The sequence below is a fragment of the Pseudomonas sp. GW458-11-26-14-LB4 genome (genome assembly GCF_059423925.1).
In genome coordinates, this window is the sequence record NZ_JBWKYU010000023.1 from 51,416 (window position 1) to 64,155 (window position 12,740).

Here is a 12,740-nt window from a genome sequence, read left to right on the forward strand (position 1 = left end):
ATGTGTGGAATTGTCGGTGCGGTAGCTGAACGTAACATCACCGCCATTCTGGTCGAAGGCCTCAAGCGCCTCGAATACCGGGGTTATGACAGCGCCGGTGTGGCGGTGTACACCAATGACGGCACTCTGGAACGCACCCGTCGTGTGGGCAAGGTCAGCGAACTCGACGCGGCGCTCGCCGAACATCCGCTGGTAGGCCGTCTCGGCATTGCCCACACCCGTTGGGCCACTCACGGTGCGCCGAGCGAGCGCAATGCCCACCCGCATTTCTCCGGTGACGTTGCCGTCGTGCACAACGGCATCATCGAAAACCATGAGGCGCTGCGTGAACAACTCAAGGCGCTGGGCTACGTGTTCACCTCGGACACCGACACCGAAGTCATCGCCCACCTGCTGACTGAAAAGCTCAAAAATCTGCCGGACCTGACCGACGCCCTGAAGGCCGCGGTCAAGGAACTGCATGGCGCCTACGGTCTGGCGGTTATCCACGCACAGCAGCCGGATCGACTGGTCGCAGCCCGCAGCGGCAGCCCGCTGGTGATCGGTCTGGGCCTGGGCGAGAACTTCCTCGCTTCCGACCAACTGGCCCTGCGTCAGGTCACCGACCGTTTCATGTACCTGGAAGAGGGCGATATCGCCGAAATCCAGCGTGACAAGGTGCAGATCTGGGACGTGAGCGGCAAAGCCGTCGAGCGCCAGACCGTCCAGTACACCGATGGCGCCGAAGCCGCCGACAAAGGCGAGTTCCGTCACTACATGCTCAAGGAAATCCACGAGCAGCCATCCGTGGTGCAGCGCACCCTGGAAGGTCGATTGAGTTCGGATCAGGTGCTGGTGCAGGCGTTTGGCCCGCAAGCGGCCGAACTGTTCGCCAAAGTGCGCAACGTGCAGATCGTGGCGTGCGGCACCAGCTACCACGCCGGCATGGTTGCCCGTTACTGGCTCGAAGAACTGGCCGGCATTCCATGCCAGGTCGAGGTCGCCAGCGAGTTCCGCTACCGCAAGGTAGTGGTGCAGCCGGACACCCTGTTCGTCACCATTTCCCAGTCCGGCGAAACCGCCGACACCCTGGCTGCGCTGCGCAACGCCAAGGAACTGGGCTTCCTCGGTAGCCTGGCGATCTGCAACGTCGGCATCAGCTCGCTGGTACGCGAATCCGACCTGACCCTGCTGACCCAAGCTGGTCGTGAAATCGGCGTGGCCTCGACCAAGGCGTTCACCACACAATTGGTTGGTCTGCTGCTGCTGACCCTGTCTCTCGGTCAGGTGCGCGGTACATTGGGCAAAGGCGTTGAAGCCACGCTGGTCGAAGAACTGCGTCGTCTGCCAACCCGCCTGGGCGAAGCGCTGGCCATGGACAGCACGGTGGAAAAAATCGCAGAGCTGTTTGCCGAGAAAAACCACACCCTGTTCCTGGGCCGTGGCGCGCAATTCCCGGTGGCGATGGAAGGGGCCTTGAAGCTCAAGGAAATCTCGTACATCCACGCCGAAGCCTATCCGGCTGGCGAACTGAAACACGGCCCGCTGGCGCTTGTGGATAACGACATGCCGGTGGTCACCGTCGCACCGAACAACGAACTGCTGGAGAAGCTCAAGTCCAACCTGCAGGAAGTCCGCGCCCGCGGCGGCGAACTGATCGTGTTCGCTGACGAGAAAGCCGGGATGACCAACGGCGAAGGCACCCACGTGGTGCAGATGCCGCACATCCACGACATCCTGTCGCCGATCCTCTACACCATTCCGCTGCAATTGCTGTCGTACTACGTTGCTGTGCTCAAGGGCACTGACGTTGATCAGCCGCGTAACCTGGCGAAGTCGGTAACGGTGGAATAAGTTATCCACAGTTGAATCACCCCCATAAAATCGCAGCTTCGGCTGCGATTTTTTTATCCGGATCGAGGGCACCATGGATCGCTTCCAGGAAATGCAGGTCTTCGCCATCGTCGCCCAGGAGCAGGGCTTCTCCGCTGCCGCGCGGCGCCTGGGTTTGTCGGCAGCCAGCGTGACCCGGGCGGTGGCGGGGCTGGAGCAGCGAATTGGTACGCAGTTGTTGATCCGTACCACCCGCAGCGTGCATTTGAGCGAAGCGGGTCTGCGTTATCTGGAAGACTGTCGGAGAATTCTCGCCGAGGTGCAGGAGGCGGAGGATTCCGCTGCCGGCAGTCATACCCAGCCCCGTGGGCAGTTGACGGTGACGGCGCCAGTTTTATTCGGAGAACAGTTCGTCACGCCGGTAATGGCGCGTTATCTGACGCAATACCCGGACGTTTCCATCAACGCCCTGTTGCTCGACCGGGTGGTGAGCATGGTCGAGGAGGGGGTCGATGTTGCGGTGCGCATTGGCGAGTTGCCGGACAGCAATCAGCATGCGATCAGGGTCGGCGAAGTACGGCGGGTGATTTGTGGTTCGCCGGAGTACTTTGCGGTTCATGGCCGGCCGACTCATCCACAGGCCCTGGCCGGGGCACCGGTGGTGGCGACGTCGGCCATCGGCCAGCAGCGCAGTTGGCCATTCATGGAAAACGGTGAGCTCATTGGCGTAAAACCGGAGCCGCGTCTGGTGGTTACCGCCAATCAAGCTGCGATCACAGCGGCGTCGTTGGGTCTGGGGTTGACCCGGGTGCTGTCTTATCAGGTGGCCGGCAAGGTGGCTTCCGGCGAACTGGAAATCGTCCTCGCCGAGTTTGAACTGCCTGCTCTGCCGATCCATGTGGTGTATCAGGGCGGGCGCAAGGCACCGGCGCGGATACGCAGTTTTGTCGACTTCATCGTGCAGGCGCTGCGCGAGCATCCGGCGCTGAAAAACGCTGCGTTATTTCATCCAGAGAAATAATGGATTGCATTTGCTGGTGATTCTGTTGTTTTCGCGATCAGGGGAAGATGGCTCCTACGGCCACCGTCCATCCTGAACGGCGCCATCATCCAGCGGAGTCGACCATGCAAGCGATCAAACTCTACAACTTCCCGCGTTCCGGCCACGCCCATCGCGTCGAGCTGATGTTGTCACTGTTGCAACTGCCGACCGAGCTGATCTTCGTCGATCTGGCCAAGGGCGAACATAAACAGGCGGCATATCTGGCCATCAACAGCTTCGGCCAGGTTCCGGCCATTGATGACAATGGTGTGGTGCTCGCGGACTCCAACGCGATTCTTGTCTACCTGGCACAGAAATACGGCAATGGCCGCTGGCTGCCAAGTGATCCGGTCGGCGCCGCGCACGTGCAGCGCTGGTTGTCGGCCGCCGCCGGGCCGATTGCTTTCGGGCCCGCTGCCGCACGCTTGATCACGGTGTTCGGGGCGAAGTTCAACGCCGAGGAGGTCATCACCCGTGCGCACAATTTTCTCAAGGTGATGGATGCGGAACTGGGCAAAACCCCGTACCTGACCGGCACTGAGCCGACCATTGCCGATGTCTCGGCCTACAGTTACATCGCCCATGCGCCGGAAGGCAATGTGTCGCTGGACGACTACGCTAACGTTCGCGCCTGGCTTTCGCGGATTGAGGCGCTGCCCGGTTTTGTCGGCATGCCACGCACCGTTGCCGGCCTGCAAACCACCGTCTGACATTCAATCTGCGCCGACGGCGCAGGGGAGAGACCGTGATGGAACGTTCACCGTGGCACGCTGGCGAGCAACAGTTGCAGGCCCATGTCGGCGTTGCCGAGCGCATGGAGGAATTCGGTCGTAAGGTGATTCGCACCTGGATGCCGGATCAACACCGCCAGTTCTATCAGCAATTGCCATTCATGCTGTACGGCGCGGTGGATGCCGAAGGTCGCCCCTGGGCCAGTGTGCTGGAGGGCGAGCCGGGCTTTGCTCACTCTCCCGAGCCGACGCAACTGCAGTTCGCAAGTCTGCCGGCTGCTGATGATCCTGCACAGTTAAAGGCTGGCGCCGCGATCGGCCTGCTCGGTATCGAGCTGCACACCCGTCGGCGAAATCGGCTCAATGGTCACATCAGCAGCCTTGGGGCGGATGGTTTTGCGCTGACGGTGGATCAGTCCTTCGGCAACTGTCCGCAGTACATACAGCTGCGCCAGTTCCAACGGGTGCCCCTGACGGATCCGCAGACCCGCAAAGCCGAACACCGTGACAGTCTCGATGACGCCGCGATTGCACTGATCGAAAGCGCCGACACTTTCTTCGTCGCCAGTTACGTCGATGTCGACGGTGAGCGTTCGGTGGATGTCTCCCACCGCGGCGGCCAGCCTGGTTTCGTACGGATCGAAGGCAATCGCCTGACGATCCCGGATTTTGCCGGCAACCTGCATTTCAACACCCTCGGCAATCTGTTGCTCAATCCCTTGGCGGGGTTGCTGTTCATCGACTTTTCCACAGGCGACGTATTGCAGCTCAGCGGTCGCACCGAGGTGATTCTCGAGGCACCACAGATCGAAGCCTTTCAGGGCGCCGAACGGTTGTGGACCTTCGAGGTGGAGAAACTGGTTCGACGTCCGGCGGCATTGGCTCTGCGCTGGCGCTTCGACGGCATGTCGCCCACCAGCCTGCTGACCGGCAACTGGGCCCAGGCCGATGCACGGTTGCAGGCCAAGGCATTGGGTGACAGCTGGCGTCCATTGCGAGTGGCAAGGATCGAAATGGAAAGCCGCCACATTCGCTCGATTTACCTGGAACCGAACGATGGCGCGGGTCTGCCGGTGTTTTTGGCGGGCCAGCATCTGCCGCTTCGGTTCAACCTCGACGGTGACGTGCACATCCGTACTTACAGCCTGTCGGGCGCGCCGTCGGATGATTTCTTCCGGATCAGCGTGAAACGCGAAGGGCGGGTATCGACCCACCTTCACGAAAAGATTCGCGTCGGCGACGTGCTGGAGGCGCGATTGCCCCAGGGGCATTTCACTGTAGCGGCGCTGGAACGCCGTCCATTGGTGCTGCTGGCTGCGGGCGTCGGCATCACGCCATTGCTTTCGATGCTGCGTGAGGTGGTGTATCAGGGCCTGCGGACGCGGCGGATTCGTCCGACCCTGTTTGTTCAAAGCTCCCGCAGCCTCGCCGACCAGCCGTTCCGCGCAGAGGTGGATCGGTTGCTGGAGGACGCCGGTGATGCCGTGAAGGTGTTGCGAGTGCTCAGCCAGCCGGAGGACGATCTGGTGCAAGGCGAGGATTACGATATTCGTGGCCGTATCGATGGCGATCTATTGCGCAATCTGCTGACCGACGAGGACTTCGATCAGGTCGACTTTGTACTCTGCGGCCCCGGCGGTTTTACCCAGGGCATCTACGACACTTTGCGCGAACTGGATGTGCGGGACGGGCAGATCCATGCCGAAACCTTCGGCCCTTCGACCCTCAAGCGCCAACCCGATCCGGATGCGATCGTGATGGAACAACCGCCGGCCGCGACCACGTCGGTGCCGGTGGTGTTCGAACGTTCAGCCAAGGAAGCGCGCTGGCAGCCCGATGGCGGCAGTTTGCTGGAGCTGGCGGAAAGCCGTGGCCTGCGTCCGGAATTCAGTTGCCGCGGTGGTTCGTGCGGCACCTGCAAGACCCGGCTGATCAGCGGCGCGGTGAATTATCCACAGCCTCCGGCTGAAGTGCCGGAGGAGGGGCAGGTGCTGATTTGCTGCGCGGTGCCGGCGCAGAGTGCCCAGCCGCTGGTGCTGGATCTGTAAGGGATCAGGCGTAGGACAACGCCTTTTCCTCCAGCAGCTCCTGATACAACTCGGTCCACTTGCGGCCCATTTCGTCGGCTGTGAATAACTGCCGATAGCGGGCCTCTGCCTTGAGGCCCATTTCGGCGGCGCGGGCCGGGTTTTCCCACAGGGTGCGCATCGCTTCGCGAAACGCCTGGGGATGACTCGGTGGCACCACCAGCCCGGTTTCGTTGTGGATATTGATGTAGCTGGTGCCGGTGCCGATCTCGCTGGAAATCATCGGTTTGCCGTACATCGCGCCTTCGAGCAGAGAAATGCCGAACGCTTCCGAGCGCAGGTGCGACGGGAAGACGATGGCGTAGCTCAGTTGCAGCAGGGCGACCTTGTCTTCATCGCTCAGACGGCCGAGGAAATGAATGTTTTTCAGGCCAAGCGCGGCGGCCTGGGCGTGCAGCTCCTGCTCCAGCGGGCCCGCGCCGACGATCACCACCGGGTAGTCAACGTCCTTCAAGGCATCAAGCAGGATGTGCAGGCCTTTGTAATAGCGCATCACCCCGACAAACAGGAAAAACTTATCCCCAAGCTGCTGGCGCCAGCGGTTCATGCGCTCGACATCGGCCTGTGGATAACCTGCCTTGTTCAAGCCATAAGGGATGACGCGGGTCTTGTCCTGGAATTGCTGCAACACATCGCTGGTGTGCAGATAGTTAGGCGAGGCCGCGACAATCCGGTCGGCGCTGGCGAGGAAGCGGTTCATCAGCGGGCGATAGAGTTTGAGCAGGTGCTTCTGGCGAATGATGTCCGAGTGGTACGTCACCACCGTCGGTTTGTTCACGCCGCTGGCGAAGTGCACCAGATCCATGAACGGCCACGGGAAGTGGTAGTTGATCACGTCGGCTTCGGCGGCCAGTTCGCGAAACTGCTTGAACACGCTCCAGGAAAAACCGGTGGAGGCGAACTGGATATCCAGTTTTGCCCGATGCACTTCGTGCTGGCCGAGACGCACCACAGCAGGCTCTGGATTGGCGCTAAGGGTCAGCACCTGGCCGTCGATGCCGTGCTGGGCGCCGCTCTCGCAGAGTTGAAAGATCACTTGTTCGATACCGCCGACCGAGTCAGGCAGGTACGTCTTGAAAAAATGCAGAACCCGCATTCAACCTCCCATGGCCTGGAGGTAGGCGCCGGCCGTGGCCTGCGCGCAACGCTTCCAGGAAAAAAGCCGTGCCTGCTGCAATCCGGCTTTCCGGCATGCCTGCCAGTGCGCTTGATCTTCGATCAGTCGGCTCATCGCATCACGCAAGCCGTCTGCATCGTCAGCTTCAATATAGTTGCCGGCGTCTCCCGCCACTTCCGGCATGGCCGAAGAGCGGGTGAGCACCACCGGCGTGCCGCTGGCCATCGCTTCCAGCACCGGCAGGCCGAAACCTTCATACAGCGACGGAAAAATCAGCGCCCGGGCGCCGGACAGCAATTGCGCGACTTGCTCATCGGGCAAGTAGCCGAGCAGGCACACGTGCCCGCAAGCCAGCGCCTGCTGCAATTCATCACTGAACTGGTCGCGCTGCCAGCCGGCCATGCCGACGATCAACAGCGGAAAACGCTGGCGTACCAGATCCGGCAACAGCGCGTGGGCGCGCAGAGCCAGGTTCAGGTTCTTGCGTGGCTCCAGAGTGCCGACGCAGAGGAAATACTCCCGGAACTCGACCGCATGGGCCTTGAGCACCGTGTCGATGTCTTCCGGCTCGCGCGGATGGAAACGCTCGGCAACACCCAGCGGCGCGACCACGAAACGCTCGGCAGGCAGTCCGAAATATTCCCGTGCCTCGTCAGCGATGGCTTGCGAGTCTGTCAGGATGATCCGTGCCCGGCGTACGCCGTCGGCGAGTCGTCGCTCGATTTCCCGCAGCCGTGCCGGCGGCTGGGTCTCGGGGAAATGCAGGTGCGTCAGATCGTGCAGGGTGATCACGGTCGGGCCATCGAAGGCCAGCGGCCACAGGCTCGGTTCGTGATACAGATCGACCGGGTGCGCCGGGCCCTGATCGAAGCGTTTCTGCTCCAGCCAGCGGCGGGCCTGATAGGCGCCGGGGATCTGCCGCAGCAATGGCGTCAGACGCGAATAACCGGGCATCGCTGCTTCCGGCAGCTGCGAACTCCAGCCCCAGCCATGGAAGAGCGCCACGTCGATATCGGTGTCCGCGTGCAAGGCATTTACCAGCTCGGCGACGTAATGGCCGATGCCGGTGCGCGGTGCCTGGAGAATCCGGGCGTTAAGGGCTATGCGCATGTTGCCTCGCTGGCACCTGAGGCGCCTCCAGCACATGGCGTGCGGTACGCTCGGCCAGTTGCGCGCTGGCTTCGCGCCAGCCGATCCATTGCCAGTCGCTGACATCCCGGGCGGCGGGGAATCGACCGCTGCGCTCAAAGCTCTGCACCAGATCGGCGAGGCTTTGCGGCGACTGCAGGTCGAAATACGCCATGAATTCACCGCCAATCTCGCGGAACACCGGGATGTCGCTGCCCATCGCCGGCAGCCCGCGTTGCATGGCTTCCACCAGCGGCAGGCCGAAACCTTCGACGAACGATGGAAACACCAGCGCGCCGGCATGGGCGTAGGCGTGTTCGAGGCTGGTGTCGCTCAAGTCGTTGAACATGAACAGGCGCCGGTTGAGCTCGGGGTGATGGCGAATCCGGGCAAGCAGCGCGTCGCACTTCCAACCGATGCGCCCGGCGATGCACAACCGGGCTTTCGAGCCGTTCGCCCACGCATGGTCGAAGGCATCCAACAGATAGTCGTGGTTCTTGCGCGGCTCGATGGTACTGACCATCAGGAACACCGGCTCCGGTGTGGCGAACAGCCGTTGCAGACGCGGTTCGACGGCAGCTTCAACGCTCTGCAGATCCAGCTCGGAACCGAGGTGAAAATAGTCGAACCAGCGTTTGCCGGTCTGTTCCGATCCGAGGCGACGTTGCAGTTCTGCACGCACCTGATCGCGCACGGTGGCGGAAATCGCCATGAAACCGTCGGCGTTGTGGGCGATCCAGTCGAACCACTCGCTGTACACCTCGACCAGCCGCGTGTCGTAAAACTGCGGGTGGGACAGGGGAATCAGGTCGTAGATCACCGCGACGATGCCCAGACCTTCATGCTTGAGGCGCTCGGCGTGCAGAAAAAAGTCCGAATGCCAGGACGAGTCCAGCAACACCAGATGATCGCCGGGCTGGTGTTGCAGCGGCTCACAGCGTCGATCCAGTTGATAGCGATTGATCTGCTCGACCAACCGCAGTGGTATCCCGAATACACCGAACGACGTGAGGCGATAGCCGACGTAAAACAGGCGTCGTGCCAGTTTTGTGCGGCAGCGTGTGTCCAGCCGCTGATGCACTTGCCAGAAGCGGTGGGCCAGTCGTTCCAGGCGTTCGCCAAGCGTGGCGATGGTATTGAACAGCGGTGAGTCCAGCGGCGCCAGACGCGTCACACGGTACAGCCTGCCCTTGAGCAGGATCACCGGCACGCATTCGACCCCTTCGGCGCTCGGCGGCAGCTGTTTGATGACGTTGCGCACCACCCGCTGAATCCCCGAATTGACCTTCGGGTGTTTGAACACGTGGGTGCATTCGACCAGCAGCCGGGTCATGGCGCGCGCTCAGTCAGCGCAGCGGCGGTATGGCGGGTTATCGAAGCCTTGGCGTCGAGCCACGAGCAGCCGACAAAATTTTCCTGCCGGCCGTTGATCACATGAAACACCAGGCCATAGTCGCGCCACTCGAAGTTTCGATCCATATGAGAGTCCAGTCGCGACAGGCTCAGCGATACCGAGTAATTGCCCTTGCCCAGTCCCATCACGAAGGCAAAGCGATAGGTGAAACGTTCTCCGGCGTGCAGATCCGTCAGGGCTTTGTCGAGGCGATGGGTATTGATGCCATACATCATCTGGCCCAGGCGGTCCTTGATGAGAAAGCCGAGCACCATTCGTTCGATGTCGCTGCGCACCTCAACCTGTACTTCCAATACCACCGGCTGACCGACCTCCGCTGCTTCGATGGAGCGCTCCTGTTCATCCAGCAGGCGCACCCCGAGGATGACGGCTTCTCCTGTGCCCGACACGGTCCGTACTTCGCCGCCGGCGAGCATTTCCTGACGCACGATCTGGCCTTCGCGTTCGGCCATCAGGGCGTTGTAGTAATCGAGCACCACTTCCGGCTTGTCGTACATGGCCATGTGGCCGTCCTTGAGCAGGATCGCCGAGTCGCAGATCGACTGGATCGCCGAGCGGTCGTGGGACACGATCAGCAATGTCGTGCCCGCCTTGCGGAAGCTGCGGATGCGATCGAAGCTCTTGTGCTGAAAGTAGGCGTCACCCACCGACAGTGCTTCGTCGACGATCAGGATGTCCGGTCGCCGTGCGGTGGCGACGCTGAAGGCCAGGCGCATCTGCATGCCGCTGGAGTAGGTGCGGACCGGATGGTCGATGGCCTCGCCGATTTCGGCGAAATGTTCGATCTCGGGCATCATCGCTTCGATTTCGTCGACCTGCAGCCCCAGCAGTTGCCCGGCCATGATTGCGTTCTGGCGGCCGGTAAAGTCCGGGTGAAAGCCCATGCCCAATTCCAGCAATGCGGCGACGCGACCTTCAATTTCAATCTTGCCGCACGTGGGTTGAGTGGTGCCGGTGATCATCTTCAGCAAGGTGCTTTTACCCGCACCGTTGGCGCCGACGATGCCCACCGCCTCGCCGGAAGCGATTTCGAAAGCGACATCCTGCAGCACCCAGTGCTGGTGGTGGCGCAGGGGCGAAAACGGGATCAGCCATTCCGCCAGGCGACTCCAGCGATTGGGATACTGCTTATAGGCCTTGCCCAGGCCGGTGACGCGAATATGTCCCATCAGAGTTCATCCACCATTTCACCGACACGCCTGCGAAACAGCCGCAGGCCGATCAGGCACATCACCAGCGCGGTGATGAACACCGGCAGCAGCGAACTCCAGACGGGCCACTGCCCATACAGGAACAGGTTCTGATAGCTGCCGATCAGGTTGGTCAACGGGTTGAGTTGCAGCAGGCGCTGAACCCACTCCGGCAGGATGCTCATCGGGTACACGATCGGCGTCAGCCAGAACCAGAACTGCAGGCAGATGGCGAAGAGCTGACCGACATCGCGAAAGAACACATTCAATACGCCGAGGATCATGCCCAGCCCGGCGCAGAACATCATTTGCAGCGCGATCAGGGGGATCAGCGCCAGCAGCGCCATGCCCGGCCAGCGCCCGGTGATCAGCAGAAAACCGAGGAACAGGCCGATGATGATGGCGAAGTTGATTGCCGCGTTGCAGAGCACAATCACCGGCAGGCAGATTCTGGGGAAGCTGATTTTCTTCAGCAGGTTGGCGTTGTCCAGAAACATGGTCTGGCTGCGCAGGGTGATTTCAGAGAACAGCCCCCAGGCCAGCAGACCGGCGCAGAGGTAGACGCTGTAGGCCATGCTGTCATCCACGCCCGGCAGGCGTGCGCGCATGATGTGGGAAAAGATCACGGTGTAGACGATGATCATCGACAGCGGGTTGAACACGGGCCACAAGGCACCGAGCAGTGAATTGCGATAGCGCGATTGAAACTCTCGCTGCACGCTGCCGAGAATGAAACCTCGATAGTCATGCAGCGAGCGATACAGGGAAAGCAGCATTTAAACCGTCCTGCCGTACTGGTCTTCGAAGCGGACGATGTCGTCCTCTCCCAGGTATTCGCCACTTTGCACTTCGATGATCACCAGGTCGATCACGCCGGGGTTCTCCAGACGGTGCTTGTGACCGGCGGCGATGAACGTCGATTCGTTCTTCGCCACCAGGGTCGTGCCGCTGCCGTTGTTGGTGACCTTGGCCATGCCTTCGACCACCACCCAGTGTTCATTGCGGTGATGGTGCATCTGCAACGACAGCTTGCCGCCGGGCTTGACCACGATGCGCTTAATCTTGAAGCGCGGGCCTTCCTCGAGCACGGTGTAGGTGCCCCACGGACGGCTGACCGTACGATGCAGGCGATAGGCTTCGTGGGATTTGTCCTTGAGCTGCTTGGCCACGCGCCGCACATCCTGAGCACGGTCGGCGTGGGCCACCAGCACGGCGTCGGCGGTGTCGATGATGATCAGGTCTTCCACACCGACGGCGGCCACCAGCCGGCCTTCGCTTTGAACGAAGTTGTTGCGGCTGTCGATGAAGATCGCCTCGCCGCTCGCACGGTTGTTGTCAGCGTCGGCCGGCACCAGCGCCGCTACGGCACCCCACGAACCGATGTCGCTCCAGTCGAAACCGGCGGGCACCACCACGACTTTCTCCGAACGCTCCATCAACGCGTAGTCGATGGAAATGTCGGTGATCTCGGCGAACAGCTGCGGCGACAGTTCCTGTTGCAGGCAGCCGACGGTTTCCACCGGTTCGCTGGCGGCCATGCAGGCGCGGGTCTGTTCCAGCAACTCGGGGGCGTGCAGCGCCAACTCGGCGATCAGGGTCGCGGTGGTGAAACAGAACATCCCCGAGTTCCACAGGAAGTTGCCGCTCTCCAGATAATGGGTCGCGGTTTGCAGGTCGGGCTTTTCCACGAAGCGCTGCACCTTGGCTGCGCCGTTTGCGTCCAGTGGCGCGCCGGTTTCGATGTAGCCGAATCCGGTTTCCGGGGCGGTCGGCACCACACCGAAGGTCACCAGATAACCGTCTTTTGCCAGATTGACTGCATGTTCGACCGCGCTCTTGAGCGCGTCTTCGTTGACGATCAGATGGTCGGCAGGCATCACCACCATGATCGCTGCATCACCGTGCAGGGCTTGCAGCGACAGCGCTGCCGCCGCGATGGCCGGCGCGGTGTTGCGCCCGGTGGGTTCGAGCAGAAAGTGCCCGCGATGGCGTGAAAGGCGCGCGGCCTGATAGTGATCCTTGCTCTGGAAGTAGTACTCGCGGTTGGTCACCGTGACAATGTCGCCCCAGCCGTCCAGCAGCGCGGCGGCGCGCCGGTAGGTCTTGCCCAGCAGCGACTGGCCGTCGGGCAGGGTCATGAACGGCTTGGGATGGCCCTCCCGGGACACCGGCCACAAACGGGTGCCGGCACCGCCGGACAGAATCACGGGGATCAGCAT

At 61.7% G+C, this 12,740-nt stretch carries 10 protein-coding genes; 4 read left to right on the forward strand and 6 right to left on the reverse strand.

All coding sequences use genetic code 11. The annotated features are described in order from the left end of the window. The 4 genes from glmS (at position 1) to AC07XZ_RS24935 (ending at position 5,633) form a co-directional block, all read left to right on the forward strand. On the forward strand, positions 1–1,833 hold the full coding sequence (glmS, locus tag AC07XZ_RS24920) for a glutamine--fructose-6-phosphate transaminase (isomerizing) (RefSeq protein ID WP_102687915.1): 1,833 nt from the start codon (positions 1–3) through the stop codon (positions 1,831–1,833). Between the two features lie 73 nt (positions 1,834–1,906). After that, positions 1,907–2,833: a LysR family transcriptional regulator gene (locus AC07XZ_RS24925; protein WP_102687916.1), complete on the forward strand. Its 927-nt coding sequence runs from the start codon at positions 1,907–1,909 to the stop codon at positions 2,831–2,833. 104 nt (positions 2,834–2,937) lie between these two features. Then, on the forward strand, positions 2,938–3,564 hold the full coding sequence (locus tag AC07XZ_RS24930) for a glutathione S-transferase family protein (RefSeq protein WP_064379665.1): 627 nt from the start codon (positions 2,938–2,940) through the stop codon (positions 3,562–3,564). A 38-nt stretch (positions 3,565–3,602) separates the two neighbouring features. Beyond that, complete coding sequence (locus tag AC07XZ_RS24935) at positions 3,603–5,633, forward strand: 2Fe-2S iron-sulfur cluster-binding protein (RefSeq protein ID WP_102687917.1); 2,031 nt, start codon at positions 3,603–3,605, stop codon at positions 5,631–5,633. Positions 5,634–5,637: 4 nt separating this feature from the next. Here AC07XZ_RS24935 and AC07XZ_RS24940 read toward each other — a convergent pair whose 3' ends face one another. Genes AC07XZ_RS24940 through AC07XZ_RS24965 form a run of 6 tightly spaced genes read right to left on the reverse strand, consistent with a single transcriptional unit; the run spans position 5,638 to position 12,740 of the window. Next, positions 5,638–6,768, reverse strand: coding sequence for a glycosyltransferase family 4 protein (locus AC07XZ_RS24940; RefSeq protein WP_085747997.1), 1,131 nt, complete (start codon positions 6,766–6,768; stop codon positions 5,638–5,640). Continuing rightward, positions 6,769–7,899 carry a glycosyltransferase family 4 protein gene (locus AC07XZ_RS24945; protein ID WP_102687918.1) on the reverse strand — a complete coding sequence of 377 codons (1,131 nt, stop codon included), beginning with the start codon at positions 7,897–7,899 and terminating at the stop codon, positions 6,769–6,771. Beyond that, on the reverse strand, positions 7,883–9,250 hold the full coding sequence (locus tag AC07XZ_RS24950) for a glycosyltransferase family 4 protein (RefSeq protein WP_102687919.1): 1,368 nt from the start codon (positions 9,248–9,250) through the stop codon (positions 7,883–7,885). The genes AC07XZ_RS24945 and AC07XZ_RS24950 overlap by 17 nt, the downstream gene beginning before the upstream one ends. After that, complete coding sequence (locus AC07XZ_RS24955; RefSeq protein WP_102687920.1) at positions 9,247–10,500, reverse strand: ABC transporter ATP-binding protein; 1,254 nt, start codon at positions 10,498–10,500, stop codon at positions 9,247–9,249. Before AC07XZ_RS24955 ends, AC07XZ_RS24950 begins: the two co-directional genes overlap by 4 nt. Next, positions 10,500–11,297: an ABC transporter permease gene (locus tag AC07XZ_RS24960; protein ID WP_085747994.1), complete on the reverse strand. Its 798-nt coding sequence runs from the start codon at positions 11,295–11,297 to the stop codon at positions 10,500–10,502. Before AC07XZ_RS24960 ends, AC07XZ_RS24955 begins: the two co-directional genes overlap by 1 nt. Beyond that, positions 11,298–12,740, reverse strand: a complete 1,443-nt coding sequence (locus AC07XZ_RS24965; protein ID WP_102687921.1) for a mannose-1-phosphate guanylyltransferase/mannose-6-phosphate isomerase — start codon at positions 12,738–12,740, stop codon at positions 11,298–11,300.

Excerpts from the sequence above, each read along its gene's own strand:
- glmS (WP_102687915.1), top strand. The coding sequence starts at position 1 with ATGTGTGGAATTGTCGGTGCGGTAGCTGAACGTAACATCACCGCCATT.
- AC07XZ_RS24925 (WP_102687916.1), top strand. The coding sequence starts at position 1,907 with ATGGATCGCTTCCAGGAAATGCAGGTCTTCGCCATCGTCGCCCAGGAG.
- AC07XZ_RS24930 (WP_064379665.1), top strand. The coding sequence starts at position 2,938 with ATGCAAGCGATCAAACTCTACAACTTCCCGCGTTCCGGCCACGCCCAT.
- AC07XZ_RS24935 (WP_102687917.1), top strand. The coding sequence starts at position 3,603 with ATGGAACGTTCACCGTGGCACGCTGGCGAGCAACAGTTGCAGGCCCAT.
- AC07XZ_RS24940 (WP_085747997.1), bottom strand. The coding sequence starts at position 6,768 with ATGCGGGTTCTGCATTTTTTCAAGACGTACCTGCCTGACTCGGTCGGC.
- AC07XZ_RS24945 (WP_102687918.1), bottom strand. The coding sequence starts at position 7,899 with ATGCGCATAGCCCTTAACGCCCGGATTCTCCAGGCACCGCGCACCGGC.
- AC07XZ_RS24950 (WP_102687919.1), bottom strand. The coding sequence starts at position 9,250 with ATGACCCGGCTGCTGGTCGAATGCACCCACGTGTTCAAACACCCGAAG.
- AC07XZ_RS24955 (WP_102687920.1), bottom strand. The coding sequence starts at position 10,500 with ATGGGACATATTCGCGTCACCGGCCTGGGCAAGGCCTATAAGCAGTAT.
- AC07XZ_RS24960 (WP_085747994.1), bottom strand. The coding sequence starts at position 11,297 with ATGCTGCTTTCCCTGTATCGCTCGCTGCATGACTATCGAGGTTTCATT.
- AC07XZ_RS24965 (WP_102687921.1), bottom strand. The coding sequence starts at position 12,740 with ATGCTGATCCCCGTGATTCTGTCCGGCGGTGCCGGCACCCGTTTGTGG.